The following is a 15,980-nucleotide window of genomic DNA, read 5'->3' as shown; positions in this document are numbered from 1 at the left end:
CCCAGGCTTCGGGGAGTACAATGGGGCTCGCGCACGCTAGCAACAATAGCGCACAAAGCCTTGTAACGATGTTCATGTCAAACCTCTTGGGTCTACAGAATAAGGTGGTTGTAAGAGGTTTGCCTTCCCCCATGCGCCCTACGCCTACGGGACGGCCTGGAAATAGACAGGCCTTCACCGGCCGACAGGATCGGCGGCGGAAAGGGACTTGGAGGGGGGATGACAAACGGAAACACGCTGCGCGCGCGACGGGAAGAGAGGAGAATGTCGCGACGCCACGCACAGCAGAAGCGCTTGCGGACTCAAGGGGACAGCCAGACCGCAATCAGAAGGGTGTTGGGACAAACACCATTCCACGATAAAAGCGCTTTTCCAGGCTCAACATTAATAACAGTGCTATCAGGCCCCTGCAACACTAACTTGTTACCCGCTCGTAACCGTTTTATGAGAAGATTCGGACGCGTTCCGGGCGAGGCATCCGGCGAGGTGCCGGCTGAACAAAAAAAAGCCCAGCCTTACGGGGCTGGGCTACGTTCGCCTCAACGATTGCTCGTTGTCCGGGAGGCGAATTCCGTTGGTCGCGACAACTGGTTACGCCAGCGAGATGATACCGAACCAATCCAGGAGTAATACGGCATTCATCAGCATCAGCAGAAACAAGAGAACCAGGCCCGACACAATTTCTTCATTCGATAATTCTTCCGTACCTGTTTCCAGGTTGTTCGGATACTCCATGTGCGTCCAGGCTGCGGGGTTTTAAGCGGAAAACAGCGCCGGCACATCCACACCGTCCTGCTTCCCTACTCACGGTATCGTCTGGCGGCACGCAGACTTAACCGCCGGCATCCCAAAAACTTTTTATCCACGATGCCGTAGTCCTCCTCACAACCTGACCCAACAGCAAGCTTATGGAAACACCTGCCGGCGATTCCGGATATGGTTTCCCTTTCGAAGCGCTCAATGACCTGCGCGTCAACCTCGAGTCGGTCGACTGGGAACGTGAACTCAAGCGCGTCGGCGCGCTTGCGGGAAGTGTCGTGGGCTCGTTCGTATCGAGCCGGATGGCTCTGTCGCTGGGCATGCGCATCGTGACGGTCGTGGGCGGCTCCTACGGAGGCGCCATCGCCGTCACGCTGGCCTACGAGGCCTGGCGCTATTTCGATACAAGGTCCGGCGAGAGCGAGGAAGCGGACCCGTCCTGACGGAACGGGGCGAGCACGAGCGGACGCGCGCCGCGCTCATGCTCGCCCCGAATCCTGCCGATCAGGCCTTGTGGTACAGCTCTCCGCCCTGCGAGCGGAACGCCTCCGCCTGCTCTTTCATCCCCTCCTTGAGCGCCGTCTGCGCATCGAGCAGGCCCTTCGCCTTCGCATAATCGCGCACGTCCTGCGTGATCTTCATCGAGCAGAACCGCGGGCCGCACATCGAGCAGAAATGGGCGATCTTCGCCGATTCCTTGGGCAACGTCTCGTCGTGGTACTCGCGGGCGCGTTCGGGATCCAGGCTGAGGTTGAACTGATCCCGCCAGCGGAATTCGAAACGCGCCTTGGAGAGCGCATTGTCGCGCGCCTGCGCCCCGGGATGCCCCTTGGCCAGGTCGGCCGCGTGCGCCGCGATCTTGTAGGTGATCACCCCCTCCCGCACATCGTGCTTGTTCGGCAAGCCGAGATGCTCTTTCGGCGTGACGTAGCACAACATGGCGGTGCCGTACCAGCCGATCATGGCGGCGCCGATCGCCGACGTGATGTGGTCGTACGCCGGCGCGATATCGGTGGTGAGCGGCCCGAGCGTGTAGAATGGCGCCTCGTGGCACCATTCCAGCTGCTTCTCCATGTTTTCTTTGATCAGGTGCATCGGGACATGGCCCGGTCCCTCGTTCATCACCTGCACGTCGAAATCCCAGGCCCGCGTCGTGAGTTCGCCCTGTACCTTGAGTTCGGCAAACTGGGCTTCGTCGTTCGCGTCGGCGATGGAGCCGGGGCGCAGGCCGTCGCCGAGCGAGATGGACACGTCGTAGGCGGCCAGGATCTCGCACACCTCATCCCAGTGCGTGTAGATGAAGTTTTCCTGGTGATGGGCCAGGCACCATTTGGCGAGGATCGACCCGCCGCGCGATACGATGCCCGTGACGCGGTTCGCGGTGAGCGGGACGAACGGCAGCAACACGCCGGCGTGCAGCGTAAAATAGTCGACGCCCTGCTCCGCCTGCTCGACGAGCGTGTCGCGGAACAGCTCCCAGGTCAATTCCTCGGGCTTGCCATCGACCTTCTCGAGCGCCTGATAGATCGGCACCGTGCCCACGGGCACCGGGCTGTTGCGCAGGATCCACTCGCGCGTCTCGTGGATATTCTTGCCGGTCGACAGGTCCATGATCGTGTCGGCGCCCCAGCGCGTGGCCCACACCATCTTCTCCACTTCCTCGGCGATCGACGACGTGACGGCCGAGTTGCCCATGTTGGCGTTGATCTTCACTAGGAAGTTGCGGCCGATGATCATCGGCTCCAGTTCCGGATGGTTGATGTTTGCCGGCACGATCGCGCGTCCGCGCGCCACCTCGCTGCGCACGAATTCCGGCGTGATGTCGGCCGGGATGGCCGCGCCGAACGCGTGGCCGGGATGCTGGGCAAACAGGCCGCACTCCTTCAGCGATTCCAGCCGCTGGCTTTCGCGGATGGCGATGTATTCCATTTCCGGTGTGACGATGCCCTGCTTCGCATAATGCATCTGCGTGACGCGCCGGCCGGCTTTCGCCCGGCGGGGCATCCGGATGTGATCGAAACGGAGCGGATCGAGCCGTTCGTCGCCGGCGCGCGTCTGTCCGTAAGCCGAGGTCGGCCCGGGCAGCTCGTCGAAGTCGCCGCGTTCGGCGATCCAGGGCTCGCGGATCGGCGCGATGCCGGCGCGGACGTCGACGGCGACATCAGGGTCGGTGTAGGGGCCGGACGTGTCGTAGACAAAAAAGGGCGGATTTTCGGCGGCGCCGAACAGCGAGGGGGTATCCTCCTGTTCGATTTCGCGCATCGGAACGCGGATATCCGGCCGGCTGCCTTCCACATAGATCTTCCGCGATCCGGGCAGCGGGCGTGTCATTTCGGCCGCCAGTTCGGCAGCATGGGCGTGCGGGCGTTCGATGGCGTCGGCGCTGACGGGAGCGCCATCGCCGGAGGAGGCGGGTGGCTTAACGGGCATGGCCTGTTCGCTTGGTGATGGAGGCGGAATCAGGCGAAGCCGGCGTATCGGGGACGGTGATACGGACCAGAAAGGCTCAAGCTTCCCTACGCCGGCGCTACCCGGATCAGGTTCCAAGGGACTCTCTCAGCCTTGCCGCAGCAGATCGCCGAATGCGTTCGTCGACCCGCCGCCGTCGCAGCGGCACCCCTAGCTTCGCGGGTCTGTCGAGCAGACCCTCGGATTGAATCGTCGGGACCATACAATGATCCCGGCGCGTCAGGCGAGCAGCCCCGGCACCAGCTTGCCATGCACGTCCGTGAGCCGAAAACGGCGGCCGCGGTAGCGGAAGTTGAGGCGTTCGTGGTCGATGCCCAGCAGGTGCATCAGCGTCGCCTGGAAGTCGTGCACATGGACCGGATCATCGACGACGTTGTACCCGAACTCGTCGGTTTTGCCGTAGGTGATGCCGGGCCGCACGCCGCCGCCGGCCATCCAGAGGGTGAAGGCGCTCGGATGGTGATCGCGCCCGAAGTTGTCGTCGCTGAGCCGGCCCTGCGAGTAGTTGGTTCGTCCGAACTCACCGCCCCAGATCACGAGCGTGTCGTCCAGCATGCCCCGCTGCTTGAGATCCAGGACCAGCGCCGCCGAGGCCTGGTCGACGCTCCTGGCCATCTTCGCGATGTCCTTGGGCAGGTTGCCGTGCTGGTCCCATCCCTGATGGTAGAGCTGGATGAATTTCACGCCCCGCTCGGCCAGACGCCGCGCGAGGAGGCAGTTCGCGGCAAACGTGCCGGCCGTCCGCGCGTCGTCGCCGTACATGTCGAGGATGTAGTCCGGCTCGGTGCCCAGGTCGGTCACTTCCGGCACCGACGTCTGCATCCGGTACGCCATCTCGTACTGGGCGATCTTGGACTGGATCTCCGGATCCTCGACCTCATCGAACTGGATCTGCCCCAGCCGCTTGATGTAATCGAGCTGGCGCTTGCGATCCTCATCCTCGATCCCGGGTGGATTGTTGAGATAAAGGACCGGGTCCTTGCTCGCCCTGAACTGGATGCCCTGGTGCTCGGAAGGCAAGAAGCCATTCCCCCAGAGATGCGCATACAGCGGCTGGCCCCCCTGCCGCCCTTCCGAGAGCAGCACACAAAAGGCCGGCAGGTTTTCGTTCTCGCTGCCCAGTCCGTAGCTCAGCCACGCCCCGATGGAAGGGCGACCGCGATGCTGGGATCCGGTCTGGAAAAAGGTGATGGCCGGATCGTGGTTGATGGCTTCGGTGTACATCGACTGCACGAAGCAGACCTCGTCGGCGATGCCGCCGATGTGGGGCAGCAATTCGCTGACCCAGGCGCCGCTCTGGCCGTGTTGCGAAAACGGATAGTGCGGACGCACGAGCGGAAAGGACCGCTGGCCGGCCGTCATGCCGGTGAGCCGCTGCCCCTTGCGGATGGATTCCGGGAGCTGCTCCCCGTGACGCTTCACCAGCGTTTCCTTGTAATCATACAGCTCCAGATGCGAAGGACCGCCGCTCTGGAACAGGTAGATCACCCGTTTCGCGCGGGGCATGAAATGCGGGCCACCCAGCACGCCGGCACCCGACGGGTCCGCCAGCGCAGCCGCCGGATCGATGAGCGACGCGAGCGCCGCGGCACCGAGGCCGAGCGTCGTCCGCGTCAGGAAATCGCGTCGCGAATACTGGTTGGGGTAATTATGACAGTCGTGCATGGCGGAGAAGAGTCATGGGGCATCGATCGCGGGGCGTCGGGCAGGGGCTTCTGGGGATGGCGTTCATCCCGGTCCGTCACCGCTTCATGTAGGCCTCGTCGTGGTTGATCATCGTGTTTGCCACGATGGTAAGCGCCGCCGTCTCGGAAAGATCGAGGGATTCGTCGCGCGGGAAGTCGCCAACGGCCAGCAGGGCGCGGGCCTCGTCGGGCCGGCTCGCAAAACGTGCTTTTTCGGTCTCGTACAACTCCCGCAAGACCCCGATTTCCTGGTCGATGGGGTGGCGCCCGGTCAACAGCCTGAACCCGAGTCCGAGCCGGCTGTCGAGCGTGTCGCCCGCCTCGCGCTGCATCCGCTCGGCGAGCACGCGGCTCGCCTCGACGTATTGCGGGTCGTTGAGCAGGATGAGCGCCTGGAGCGGCGTGTTCGTACGCTGGCGCTGAATCACGCAACTGCTCCGATCGGTGGCATCGAACGCGATCATCGACGGCGGAGGCGACGTGCGCTTGACGAACGTGTACAGGCTGCGCCGGTACAGGCCCTCCCCTTTGTCGGGGATATACCGCAGCAACATGGGCGAGAAGGTCCCCTTCTCGATCCAGAGCCCTTCCGGCTGATAGGGTTTCGCGCTCGGGCCCCCGACTTTCCGCACGAGGAGTCCGCTCGCCGCCAGGGCATTGTCCCGAATCATCTCCGCCGAGAAGCGATAACTGGGGCCCCTGGCCAGGAGCACGTTTTCCGGATCGACCTCGCGCAGTCCCTCCCGCGGCTGCGAGGCCTGCCGGTAGGTGGCGGACATGACGATCCGTTTCTGAAGCGCCTTGACATCCCATCCCGAAGCCACGAACTCCGCCGCCAGCCAGTCGAGCAGCGCCGGGTGCGACGGGAGCATCCCCTGGAAGCCGAAGTCTCCGGGCGTGGCCACGAGCCCACGGCCGAAATACATCTGCCAGAAGCGGTTGACGGCGACGCGCGCGGTGAGCGGGTTTTCCGGGGCGAAAAGCCACTGCGCCAGCCCGAGCCGGTTGCGCGGAAGGGTATCGGGAAAGCTGAGCACGGCGGCCGGCGTACCCGGGTCGACCCGGTCGCGGGGCTGGTCGTACTGTCCCCGATTCAGGATGTGCGTCTCCCGGATTTCCGGCATCTCCTCCATTACCATCACTTCCATGACCGGCTCGATCAGATCGAACTCGGCCATGCGGAGGGTCTTCAACCGCTCGCTCAAGCGCCGATAGGGTTCGTCCTGGCTCGCAAGGACGTACGCCAGTTCTTCCCGCGCCCGTTCGGCATCCGACAGGGATTTTTGGCCGACGAGGCGTTCGACCTCGATGCCCGTCAAGGCGCGGTTGTAGACCCGGATATCGTCGATGCGGCCGGTGAAGATGCCGTCGTTGCCGCTGAACGCGCGGTAGCTCTTGCCCACCCGCATCGGCCGATCCCAGCGCTCGTAGCGCGTTTCAACCGGGTACATGCTTTTGTAGAGGCGATCGTACGGTGCATCGAGGGCTACGGGAGCGCCGTCGAGGAAGAGCCGGACGCCGGCGGCCTTGCTGGATCCGTCGTAGGTGAGCATCACGTGCGTCCAGGCGTCGCCGGCGATGCCGTCGCGCGTTCGCACATGGATGTAGTTGTGCGGGAGGGCGTTGATGAGGCGGACATTGACGCGGTTGAGGCTGTCGAGATACACCTCGTAGCCGCGCCAGTAGGAGTTCTTCTGGCCGGCGTTGCCGAACAGCTCGGCATACTCCTCCTTCTTTTCGGGATACACCCAGATGCCGACCGAAAACGGCTCGTACCGGTCGTACAGGCCGGCGCCCTTCAATTCTACATAGTCGAAGTCGTAATCCAGCCGGGCCGCCTTGCCGCGCGGCCCCTCCACCAGTTCGATGTCGCCCGACGCGGAGGCCGGCCGCGAGGGCGTCTTGAGGTTCGGTGTCTGCCCGTCGGCGATCCGTTCGAGCGGGTAGTGATCGACGAGGCCAGCCGGCTCGGCCGGCGGCTGCGCCCCGCGCCAGCGATCCGGTTGCGCCTCCACCTGCGCCAGGCGGGCGGCCAGCTTGCGTTCCACCGCCGCGATGCTGTCGCGCACGGTGGCCAGCGCCGTCTGCACGCTATCCGGATACAGCATCAGCATGGGGCCGGCGTTGCCGTCGTCGCCGGTCATGCCGACTTCCTTCACGTTGTTGAAAAACGCGGCCAGCTGGTAATACTCCTTCTGCGTCACCGGATCGAACTTGTGATCGTGGCACCGCGCGCACTCCATCGTCAACCCGAGAAACGCCTCGGCGAAGGTGTTGGTGCGGTCGGCGACGTACTCCATCCGATACTCTTCATCCACGATGCCGCCTTCCGCCGTCATCTGGTGATTGCGGTTGAAGGCGGTGGCCAGGATCTGTTCGCGGGAGGCGTTCGGCAGGAGGTCGCCGGCAAGCTGGACCGTCACGAACCGGTCGTACGGCATGTTCTCGTCAAAGGCCTGGATGACCCAGTCGCGCCAGGGCCACATCAGGCGATAGCCGTCGGCGTGATACCCGTGGGAATCGGCATAACGGGCGAGATCCATCCACTCGACGGCCATGCGCTCGGCGTAGGCCGGCGAGGCGAGCAGCCGGTCGACGACGCGTTCGTAGGCGTCCGGCGCGCCGTCGGACAGAAAGGCGTCCATTTCCTCAAGCGTCGGCGGCAGCCCCGTGAGATCCATCGTGACCCGGCGAAGCAGGCGTTCCCTGTCGGCCTCCGGCGCCGGCGCGATGCCATCGCGCTCCAGACGAGCCAGGATAAACGCATCGATCGGCGAGGCCGGCCAGCCGGCGTCGCGGACAGGAGGCGGCTCGGGGTGACCGACCGGGGTAAAGGCCCAGTGCGGCTTCCATTCGGCTCCCTGCTGTATCCACCGGCGGAGCAACGCCACTTCGTAGCTCGAGAGCGACAGGTTCGACTCCGGCGGTGGCATCTGCACTTCCGGATCGGTCGACACGATGCGCTGAGCGACGGCGCTGCGGCGCAGGCTGCCGGGCTTGATCGCTACATGCCCCGGGTTCTCCGGCAGTTCGGCCAGCGCGGCGGATTCGATGTCGAGCCGCAGGCCGGCCTCCCGCGTATTTTCGTCGGGGCCGTGGCACTTGAAGCACCGGTCCGATAGCAGCGGACGGATGTGGTAGTTAAAATCGACGACCTCGGGCAGGCGGGCCAGAATATCCGGATCGTCGGAAACCGGCTCACGGCAGCCGGCTGCAACGATGAGGCACAGGAAGACGAGGCAATACGCTACGCGGGAAGCCACCACGGGATGGGACATGACGCGATGGAAATAAGGGATGGATCGGGGCCACGGACGGTGATCAATATCCCCCCCCTTCACCGCGTTATCAAGAGGACCTGCGGATTATCCCGTCAAAAAGAACGCTACCAGCCTTCGCGCAGCATCGTCGTCGTGATGTGCGCCAGATGATGCCGGCCGTGCCAGGCATACAGTCCGACGGTCCAGTCCAGCCGTTTGACGCCGGATTCGGGATGCCGGTAGGTGCGTTCGAAATCGGCCGGCGCGAGGGATCGGAGCAGCACGACCCATCGCGCGTGCAACAGCGCGATGAAATCCAGCTCCTGATCGACGGAAAACAGCTGGTAGTCCGCCAGCTGCGCCCAGGCGACTTCATCGTAGGGCTTGATGGTGGGCTCCTCTTCCGTCAGGGCGAGCTTGAACCGGATGAGGCTGTTGAGATGGCTGTCGGCGAGATGGTGCACGACCTGCCGGAGCGTCCAGCCCTCGGGGCGATACGCCGTGTCGAGCCGGGCGTCGTCGAGCTTGCTTACGGCCTGGCGCAAGTAGCCAGGCAGTTCGGCGATCTGATCGATCCAGCGTTCGATCTCAGCGGAGGTGATAACCGGGTTCGGGGTATATTTCCCGATGGGGTAGCGAAGGTCCATGGCGGCGCGTTGCGAATCAATGGCGGTTCAATGGCGGTGCGAGACGCCGCAGGATAACATCACCCCGAGAGATTGGCAAGCAAAGCGCTACCGGTCGCGTCAGACGCGGGTTACCGCGCGGAACGACATCAGCAGCGCCCAGATATCCCTGGAGACCTGGTCCTTGAGCGCATCCCGTTCGTCCGCCGAATGGAGGATGGACGAAAATCCGGGCACCCGTTCCTCAAACTCGTTCGCACTGATGGTTTTAAAACCCATACGCCAGTCGGAAAAATGCCGCTGGCCGGTGTTGCGCCGCATGAGACGCACGGCGCCATAGTGGCGCGGATCGGTGGCGATGTGCTCGTATAGCGCGTCGACGCGGTCGCGATCGCCTTCGAGGATCTGGATGAAATTGCCGTCGGCGTAGAGCAGCAGCCCGGTGATGTCGAGTTCGGTATTCCGGTCGCGCGCAACGGCAAGGATTTCGTTCAGCTCGCGATCCGACATCTCATGCGTGGCCGTACTCGCGTAGATGAGGCAGTAGGTGGTTGAGTTGGCTTCCATAGTTCAATGGATGTAATAGGATCCAGACGGGGTCGAGGCATAGCAAGCAAGCGTCATTCCAACCCACAAAGCCCCCTCGAATTCACCTACAACATGATGAGCCAGCTTCGCTCGCGCCGGCAGTGTTTCGGCACGTACCCCCCTGCGTTACGTTTTGACGTATGTTCGGGGTATCGACTCACTTCGATGCGGGATAATACCAAACCCGCGTAATCAACCCGTCCCGCACCTCGAATACCCCCAGCGCCACCTGCGACTGATCCTCGCCCCAATACGCCCGTTCGCGCACCGATACATAGGATCCGGACACAACGGCCGATTCGATCTCCGAGCGCGCGCTCGGTATCGCCTCAAAATACGATTCCATGGCCGCCCGGAATGCCGCCTTGCCGCGCGCCTCTACATCCATGTGATCGCCGCTAATGCTGAACCACTGGATGTCGTCATCGACATACGCCAGCATGCCATCCACATCGTGCGCGTTGAACGCCGAGGTCATCCGATAAAACACAGAAACAGGATCGACCATGGCCGTGACCGGGCCGGCCTCGAGAATATCCATAACCAGTGAGATCTTACAGAGCGTAGCGGGCTGAGCGAAGCACTTCTTTGACGATGGCCGGAATCCGCCGTTCCAGAACGCGCGTGCAACGAGCATTCGTTCGTCACCCGCCTACACAATTCCTGTACCCATCCAATTTCGTCGCAGTGTGGGGATACTTAAGCGACGTTGTGCCGGACAGCGAAGCGAGATGGGATGACGTTACGCAAGGCTTGCGAGGCGACTATGGATACAAGATAGATGTTTCCGAAAAACCGTGCGTTTGATGGTGGCGTGCATTCGTCGGAAGACCGAGGCTATGGTGCGCACATCAACTCGTGACGCAAGGCATCGTGTCCATCTGTGGATGCAAGATGAAGGATGCAGGATTTCGTCCGAAAAGCCTGTTGCCCGGTACAAATCCTGCATCTTGCATCCTGCATCAGATTACCGGCACATGGTTGCGTAAGATCAGTCATTCATACATGTTGCCGTGAGGCCTCCACTCAGGCCACGGTCGCGAACAGCTCCACGAGTTCACCCAGCAGCGATGCCGGTACGGGTTGCCCTTCGAAATGGCGGATCAGGCCGTCGACGCGGTTCAGATGGTCTCCCTCGTAGCCGCTCAGTTCCATGATGCGGCGCAGCGCGATCAGCTCGCCGTGAAACAGCTCGGTCCACCGCTTCATGGAGCAGTCCTCGAAGGCGAGCACGTAGCGGTCCGGCCGGCCCTGGCTGTCGCGCACGAGCGAATGGGTCACCTGCGCCCAGACGCTGTAGCCGATGCGGGTCTGGTACCGAATTTCGGCCCGGGCGTAGGGCACCTTGCCGCTGTGCAGGTCGCGATACACCTGAACGAGCCGGCTGTCCGTTTCCTGGCAGGTTTCGGGATGGAGCGTCACCACCCAGTCTTCTTCCATCTCCTCACGCGAATAGCCCAGAAAGGCTTCCAGTGCAGGGTCGGTGCGCAGCCACTGATGCGTTTGCGCGCAGATGATCGCCAGGAAGGGCCCGCGCGCGCGGCCGATAGGCGCGCTCCGGCGATACAGCGAATAATCCGAGCAGTTGCGGAAGAATCGCGCCTCGGCCAGCAGCAGGTCGCCGATGAAGCGAAAAGCGTGGGGATTGGAAGAACAGACGCGTTTCACATCCGCGTAGGCGCGACCGGCCACGAGGAGGAAATATTTGTTCATCGTGCGGCGCGCGCTTTCGGAGGTGTCGGTGCGGGTAGGGATGCTTTGCATGTGCCGGGTGCAGCGCCGGACCGCCGTCCTGTGTGACACAGGAGGCACGAACGGACACGCGCTGATTTGAGGGGAATGGATATGCCCCTAAATCAAATCAATTTGCACGCCCGGTTGTGTCACAAATCATCGGTCTTTTTGCGTCGCTCTATGACGATTCTGTGATCGGCGCGTTCAGACGACCCGCTCCCCGAAGACCTCGACGATCCGGTCGATCTCATCCATCGCGAAACGGGCCAGTTCACGCTGCTTGCGCACGCCTTCCGGATCTGTGCATTCGAGGTCGCCCAGGATGATCAGGTTCTCGTCGTTCAGCTTGTTGGCGGCGCCGGTATAGTTGAAGCTGCCGGCGATGACGAGCGACTCGTCCACCACCATGAGCTTGTGGTGCAGCTTGCCCGGCATCGGGCCGGGCCGGCCCGGGGTCGGCACCAGGTTCACCTCGACGCCGGCGGCGTGTAACAGATCCTTCGACGACCACGACTGGTTCGCCTGCATGCGGTAGAGGGCGCCGCGGATCTCGACCCCGGGGCGCTCCTTGACGAGCGCCAGCTGATCGTCGATCCCCGACGACTGCGCGAACGTGAAGATGGCGAAGTCGATCCGCCGGCGCGCCTTCGCGATCTGCTTCATGATCTCCATCTCCGGCGCGTGCTCGGGCGCAAACAGCACCTTGACCCGCACGTCGTTGACCAGCTTGACGAGCGGCTTGGGGCCGTGCACATCGCTCTCCGCCCCGAATCGCCCCTTCTGGATCTCCGAAAACTCGAGATCGTACGCCTTCGCCACGTCCTTGTCGTGCACGATGACGATGTGATTGAGATTGACGCTCGTGCCGGTTTCCGTAAAGTTGGTCGAGCCGGTCAGCACCGAGGTCCTGTCGCGCACGACAAACTTCTGGTGGAAGATGTGCGGGTTAAAATCCGAATTGACCTTGATCGCGGCCCGGAGGATGGCGTTGTGCAGCTCGCGATTGATCTCGTGGCCGCCGCCCGGCACAAACGGATCGCCTCGAAACGCCGGCGCGACGAGGTAATCGGCCTCGAGGACGAGCTTGACGAGCACCTTCCGCTTTTTGGCCCGGATGATGGCGTGGGCGATGGCCGGCGAGTCCAGCTCCTGAACGGCGATGAAGAGCGTTTTCCGGGCGCCATCGATGAAGCGCACGATCGTCTCTTCCAGGTTGTCGGGTCCGCCGAGCTGGTGCGGGCCCATGTAGAGTTCGATATTCCCTATGATTTTCGGCATGCCCTACGCTCCTTGCAGTCCGTATTTATCACGGAACAGGGCAAGATGGTGGGCCTCATGGCCGGCGGTCGCGTAGACGAGGGCCGCCGCGGTGACGGGCCGGCCGCTGGAGATGCCTTTCCGGGCGAGGCTTTCGTCGTCCAGCGAAGCCACCAGCGCGCGCGTGGCGCTGCGTACGGCGTCGAACTCGTCCGCCAGCGAGGCCAGCGTGCGCCGCGCCGCGCCGGCGGTCCGGACGTAATCGTCCTGCTCGAACGCGGGCAAGGAGGCTTTTTCACCCCGCGCGATGCAAAGGGCCCGGTACGTGAACACCCGCTCGGTATCGATGAGGTGCCCCATCACCTCCTTCACCGACCACTTTCCCTCGGCATACCGGTAGTCGCCGTCGACCTCGCCGAGCATGCGCACCATCCGCGACGTCGTCGTCGGGTGGGCGAGCAGTGCGGAGGCCCACGTCGTGTCGGCGGTTCGGTCGATGTAACCGCGGAAGAACTCCGGGAAGTCGCCCTCGGCCGGACGCGGAATGCGGTCCAGCAGCGAAGGCTCGGCGGCCACGCGGGCGGCGGGCTCGATGAGGGCTGCCACGGCGCCGGCGGGGTCCTGAATGACGGCCATCCGGCCGTAGGATCCCATCGAACGAATCCCCTGCACCACCCGGCCCCCGCGCGCCTCGCAGGTCAGGAGTCGGGCTTCGAGTTCATCCACCGTGATGTAGATCAACCACTGCGGCGGTAAGCCCGCGTTGCTCCCCCTGGCGTGGCAGATGCCGGCCACGGGCATCGACTCGCCGGCCGGGTGCATCGTATAGTCGGCATAGTCGCCCATATCCAGCGGATGGGCTTTCCACCCGCCAACCGCTTCGTAAAACGCGCGGACCTGATCGGCCTGCGGGACGGTGAGATCGATCCACGAAATGGACCCGGGTTTCAGAGAGGTGTCGCTCATTCCATAATGGCTCTGGTGTCTGAATGCCGCAAGATACGCCCCGTCCGGCGTCGAAGTTAGAGATAAGTGAGGATCGCGTTAGACTTTCGTGATACGTGCCCCCGCCTTCGGGTCGTAGACTTCATCGCATCAACCAACCCCTCTTTTTTTACAACGCAACCATCACGATACGATGAAAACCGTAGCAGCTCTAACCCTTCTCGTGGCCCTGACCCTGGCCGGCTGCCAGGACTCGCTCAACGACATCAACGCCGAACCCGAGGCCGCATCGGCCGCGAACGAAAACGCGTACGGCCATGGCGACGCCGTCTACCAGGTGCGCGTCCGCAACGTCACCAAGGGCCAGCCCTTCACGCCGCCCCTCGCCGTGACGCATAGCGCCGCAGCCGACCTCTTCACCGTCGGCGAAGCCGCCAGCAACGGCATCAAGGAGATCGCCGAAAACGGCAACCTCGATCCCCTGGTGGGCGCGCTGAGCGGTAGCCCCGAAATCGGTGATCTGGTCGTGGCCGTGTCGAGTGACATTCCGCCCCTGCTCCCCGGCAACGAGGTCACTTTCGAGATCACCTCGACGCCCGGTCACCGCTACTTCTCGTTCGCGAGCATGCTCGTGTGCACGAACGATGGATTCACCGGCATCGACAGCCAGATGCTGCCCCGCCGCATCGGCGACGAGATCGCGCTCGGGCTGAATGCCTATGACGCCGGCACGGAAATCAACACGGAAGATTTCGCCGACATCGTGCCGCCCTGTCCGGCGCTCACGGGCGTGGCGTCGGACGACGCCGGCTCGGGCGTCAGCAACCCGGCCCTGGCCCAGAACGGGGTGATCATGCACCACGACGGCGTGGAAGGCGGCGTGGATCTGGTCCCGGCGATCCACGGCTGGAACGACCCGGTCGCCAAGGTGCATATCCGGCGGATTCGCTAAACCGCCACGCGGGGGCGGGGCTGGTATCCGGCCCACGGCCCTTTGATTCGCCAGAAGGCGGCTGCAGGCTACGGCGTGCAGTCGCCTTCGGCGTTGAGCGGGTAGGCCATCTGCACCGCATCGACCAGGAGGTTGCGCAGGTCGCGATACGTGGCGACGAGGTGCGCCTGGTCGTCGCCGGCGACCTTGATGTCGAACAGCTCCAGTCCGTTCTGCAGCCCGTTCGCGAGGTAGTCGTTCACCGCCACCCGATAGGTGCGATCGAGCGTGATCGGTTCTCCGTCCAGCATCCAGCGGCTCGCGGCTTCGCTCACATTGTCCGTCCACTGCAGATAGCCCCCGGTGCCTCGCAGAAAGGCCCCGCGCTGGAGGATGCTGATGAGCAGCCGGCCCGGCATGTCCACCGCCAGCACGCGGCCCTGATACGGCAGGGTGCGCAGCACATCGTACTGCGTGAGCCGGCCGGGCTGCAGGACGTCATCCACCCGGATCGACCCGCTGTTGAACAGGGCCAGGCGGGCATCCGGCACCTCGCTCTGCATCGCCTCGACGATCAGGCGCGTCAGGTTGGTCGGCCCGTTGCGCACGGCGGATTCCCGGCCATCGAGCGCCTCGGTCGAGCAACCGACCAGCGCCGCCGGCTCGAAGCCGTCCTGCCGAAACCCCGCATAGGCGCGCTCCTGCCAGGATGCCGCCCGCGCCGCGACGCCGGCGTGTTCGGGACGATCGTCGCCCAGCACGACGAGTTCGCTTGTTATCGTCAGTTTACTCGTCCGGGTGTCGAACGCAAGCCGGTGCACGTACGCGGAGAGCGCGTTGGCGTCGGCTTTCGCCACCCGCGTCATCCGGCCGTTCCGGTGCAACGACGTGGCGACGTTTTCGTGTTCGTGCCCCCCGATGATGAGGTCGATCCCCTCCACCCCGGTCGCGATGCGCAGGTCTTCCTGGTAATCGACATGCGTAATTGCAATAACGGCATCAACGCGAGGGCGGAGCCGGCCCACGACCTCGCGCAACGCCTCGATCGGCGGCGCGAACGCGGCATAATCCGGATCGTTCTCCGCCAGGGTCGCCCCGACCAGGCCGATCCGGAAGACGCCGGCGGGCCCCGGAACGGCAATCACCTCGCTGGCGCGCGCGACCGACAGGGCCTCGCCCAGCGTGTCGGTCACATTGCTGGAAATCCAGGTGAACCCCGCTTCCTCCATCCGCCGCCGCAACACGTCGTACCCGAGATCGAACTCGTGATTGCCGAAAGTCGCGTAATTGACGCCCACCGCGTTGAGCATATCCACCATCTGACGCCCCGCGAGGCGTTCCCCATCGACGCGGGCGGTGCCGAGCGCCGACGGACTGATAAAATCGCCGGCGATCACGGTGAAGGTGCTCGGGGTTTCGCGCAGCAGGCTATCGCGCAAGGCAGCCACGCGGGCGAGCCCGCCGGGTGCGCCGGCCTGCGGCGCGACCTCGTACACATCGTTGATTTGCAGGATATTGACCCGGACGACGGGCGATGCCGGCGCGGCGACGGGCGGCGCGACGACCGCGGGGCCGGCGCCGCAGCCCGCGAGGAGGCGCAGCGCGAGCACGCCGGCCAGGAGGGAACGCATCATAGTGGGAAACCGGGGAATCGCTTGTGGGGCAGAAGACGCTGCGCGTAGTTACCTGTCATTCCCGAAAAACAGGCGTGCGGAGTCGATGAAGG

Annotated in this window: 13 protein-coding genes and 1 riboswitch; of the genes, 2 read left to right on the top strand and 11 right to left on the bottom strand. The window is 63.9% G+C overall.

Annotated elements, in window-relative coordinates:
* Positions 1-591 precede the first annotated feature (591 nt).
* Positions 592-735 (bottom strand): hypothetical protein, encoded by a 144-nt coding sequence (locus R2834_13620; protein MEZ4701370.1) that lies wholly within the window; start codon positions 733-735, stop codon positions 592-594.
* A 173-nt stretch (positions 736-908) separates the two neighbouring features.
* Between R2834_13620 and R2834_13615 the strand changes: the two genes are divergently transcribed.
* Positions 909-1,202 (top strand): hypothetical protein, encoded by a 294-nt coding sequence (locus R2834_13615; GenBank protein ID MEZ4701369.1) that lies wholly within the window; start codon positions 909-911, stop codon positions 1,200-1,202.
* A gap of 61 nt (positions 1,203-1,263) precedes the next feature.
* Here R2834_13615 and thiC read toward each other — a convergent pair whose 3' ends face one another.
* The 9 genes from thiC to R2834_13570 all read right to left on the bottom strand — a co-directional run bounded on the left by thiC (position 1,264) and on the right by R2834_13570 (position 13,344).
* Positions 1,264-3,189 carry a phosphomethylpyrimidine synthase ThiC gene (thiC, locus tag R2834_13610; protein MEZ4701368.1) on the bottom strand — a complete coding sequence of 642 codons (1,926 nt, stop codon included), beginning with the start codon at positions 3,187-3,189 and terminating at the stop codon, positions 1,264-1,266.
* A 66-nt stretch (positions 3,190-3,255) separates the two neighbouring features.
* A riboswitch (TPP riboswitch) is annotated at positions 3,256-3,390 on the bottom strand.
* A 57-nt stretch (positions 3,391-3,447) separates the two neighbouring features.
* Complete coding sequence (locus R2834_13605) at positions 3,448-4,893, bottom strand: DUF1501 domain-containing protein (GenBank protein MEZ4701367.1); 1,446 nt, start codon at positions 4,891-4,893, stop codon at positions 3,448-3,450.
* Between the two features lie 76 nt (positions 4,894-4,969).
* Positions 4,970-8,191, bottom strand: a complete 3,222-nt coding sequence (locus R2834_13600) for a DUF1553 domain-containing protein (protein MEZ4701366.1) — start codon at positions 8,189-8,191, stop codon at positions 4,970-4,972.
* Positions 8,192-8,298: 107 nt separating this feature from the next.
* The gene (locus R2834_13595; GenBank protein MEZ4701365.1) at positions 8,299-8,820 is read right to left on the bottom strand and encodes a putative metal-dependent hydrolase; all 522 of its coding nucleotides are present in this window, start codon (positions 8,818-8,820) and stop codon (positions 8,299-8,301) included.
* Between the two features lie 99 nt (positions 8,821-8,919).
* Positions 8,920-9,366 (bottom strand): BLUF domain-containing protein, encoded by a 447-nt coding sequence (locus tag R2834_13590; GenBank protein MEZ4701364.1) that lies wholly within the window; start codon positions 9,364-9,366, stop codon positions 8,920-8,922.
* A gap of 178 nt (positions 9,367-9,544) precedes the next feature.
* On the bottom strand, positions 9,545-9,928 hold the full coding sequence (locus R2834_13585) for a nuclear transport factor 2 family protein (GenBank protein MEZ4701363.1): 384 nt from the start codon (positions 9,926-9,928) through the stop codon (positions 9,545-9,547).
* Between the two features lie 485 nt (positions 9,929-10,413).
* Positions 10,414-11,151, bottom strand: a complete 738-nt coding sequence (locus R2834_13580) for a PAS domain S-box protein (protein MEZ4701362.1) — start codon at positions 11,149-11,151, stop codon at positions 10,414-10,416.
* Between the two features lie 174 nt (positions 11,152-11,325).
* Entirely contained in the window at positions 11,326-12,399 is a 1,074-nt protein-coding gene (locus R2834_13575; protein ID MEZ4701361.1) for a phospholipase D-like domain-containing protein, read from the bottom strand.
* A 3-nt stretch (positions 12,400-12,402) separates the two neighbouring features.
* A complete protein-coding gene (locus R2834_13570) occupies positions 12,403-13,344 on the bottom strand; it encodes a DinB family protein (GenBank protein MEZ4701360.1) in 942 nt (313 codons plus the stop codon).
* Between the two features lie 172 nt (positions 13,345-13,516).
* On the opposite strand from R2834_13570, the gene R2834_13565 reads away from it, so the two are divergent.
* A complete protein-coding gene (locus R2834_13565) occupies positions 13,517-14,275 on the top strand; it encodes a spondin domain-containing protein (protein MEZ4701359.1) in 759 nt (252 codons plus the stop codon).
* A gap of 68 nt (positions 14,276-14,343) precedes the next feature.
* Here R2834_13565 and R2834_13560 read toward each other — a convergent pair whose 3' ends face one another.
* Positions 14,344-15,888 carry a bifunctional metallophosphatase/5'-nucleotidase gene (locus R2834_13560; GenBank protein ID MEZ4701358.1) on the bottom strand — a complete coding sequence of 515 codons (1,545 nt, stop codon included), beginning with the start codon at positions 15,886-15,888 and terminating at the stop codon, positions 14,344-14,346.
* Between the last annotated feature and the right edge of the window lie 92 nt (positions 15,889-15,980).

It is taken from the genome of Rhodothermales bacterium, assembly GCA_041391505.1.
In the GTDB taxonomy this organism is placed as follows: Bacteria; Bacteroidota; Rhodothermia; order Rhodothermales; family JAHQVL01; genus JAWKNW01.
Note: the sequence above shows the minus strand (reverse complement) of the source record. Positions and strands in the feature narration are given on the sequence as shown.

Bases quoted from the DNA above. Each gene is read 5' to 3' on its own strand.
- R2834_13575 (MEZ4701361.1), bottom strand. From the start codon at position 12,399: ATGCCGAAAATCATAGGGAATATCGAACTCTACATGGGCCCGCACCAG.
- R2834_13605 (MEZ4701367.1), bottom strand. From the start codon at position 4,893: ATGCACGACTGTCATAATTACCCCAACCAGTATTCGCGACGCGATTTC.
- R2834_13620 (MEZ4701370.1), bottom strand. From the start codon at position 735: ATGGAGTATCCGAACAACCTGGAAACAGGTACGGAAGAATTATCGAAT.
- R2834_13615 (MEZ4701369.1), top strand. From the start codon at position 909: ATGGAAACACCTGCCGGCGATTCCGGATATGGTTTCCCTTTCGAAGCG.
- R2834_13560 (MEZ4701358.1), bottom strand. From the start codon at position 15,888: ATGATGCGTTCCCTCCTGGCCGGCGTGCTCGCGCTGCGCCTCCTCGCG.
- R2834_13565 (MEZ4701359.1), top strand. From the start codon at position 13,517: ATGAAAACCGTAGCAGCTCTAACCCTTCTCGTGGCCCTGACCCTGGCC.
- R2834_13590 (MEZ4701364.1), bottom strand. From the start codon at position 9,366: ATGGAAGCCAACTCAACCACCTACTGCCTCATCTACGCGAGTACGGCC.
- thiC (MEZ4701368.1), bottom strand. From the start codon at position 3,189: ATGCCCGTTAAGCCACCCGCCTCCTCCGGCGATGGCGCTCCCGTCAGC.
- R2834_13600 (MEZ4701366.1), bottom strand. From the start codon at position 8,191: ATGTCCCATCCCGTGGTGGCTTCCCGCGTAGCGTATTGCCTCGTCTTC.
- R2834_13595 (MEZ4701365.1), bottom strand. From the start codon at position 8,820: ATGGACCTTCGCTACCCCATCGGGAAATATACCCCGAACCCGGTTATC.
- R2834_13580 (MEZ4701362.1), bottom strand. From the start codon at position 11,151: ATGCAAAGCATCCCTACCCGCACCGACACCTCCGAAAGCGCGCGCCGC.
- R2834_13570 (MEZ4701360.1), bottom strand. From the start codon at position 13,344: ATGAGCGACACCTCTCTGAAACCCGGGTCCATTTCGTGGATCGATCTC.
- R2834_13585 (MEZ4701363.1), bottom strand. From the start codon at position 9,928: ATGGATATTCTCGAGGCCGGCCCGGTCACGGCCATGGTCGATCCTGTT.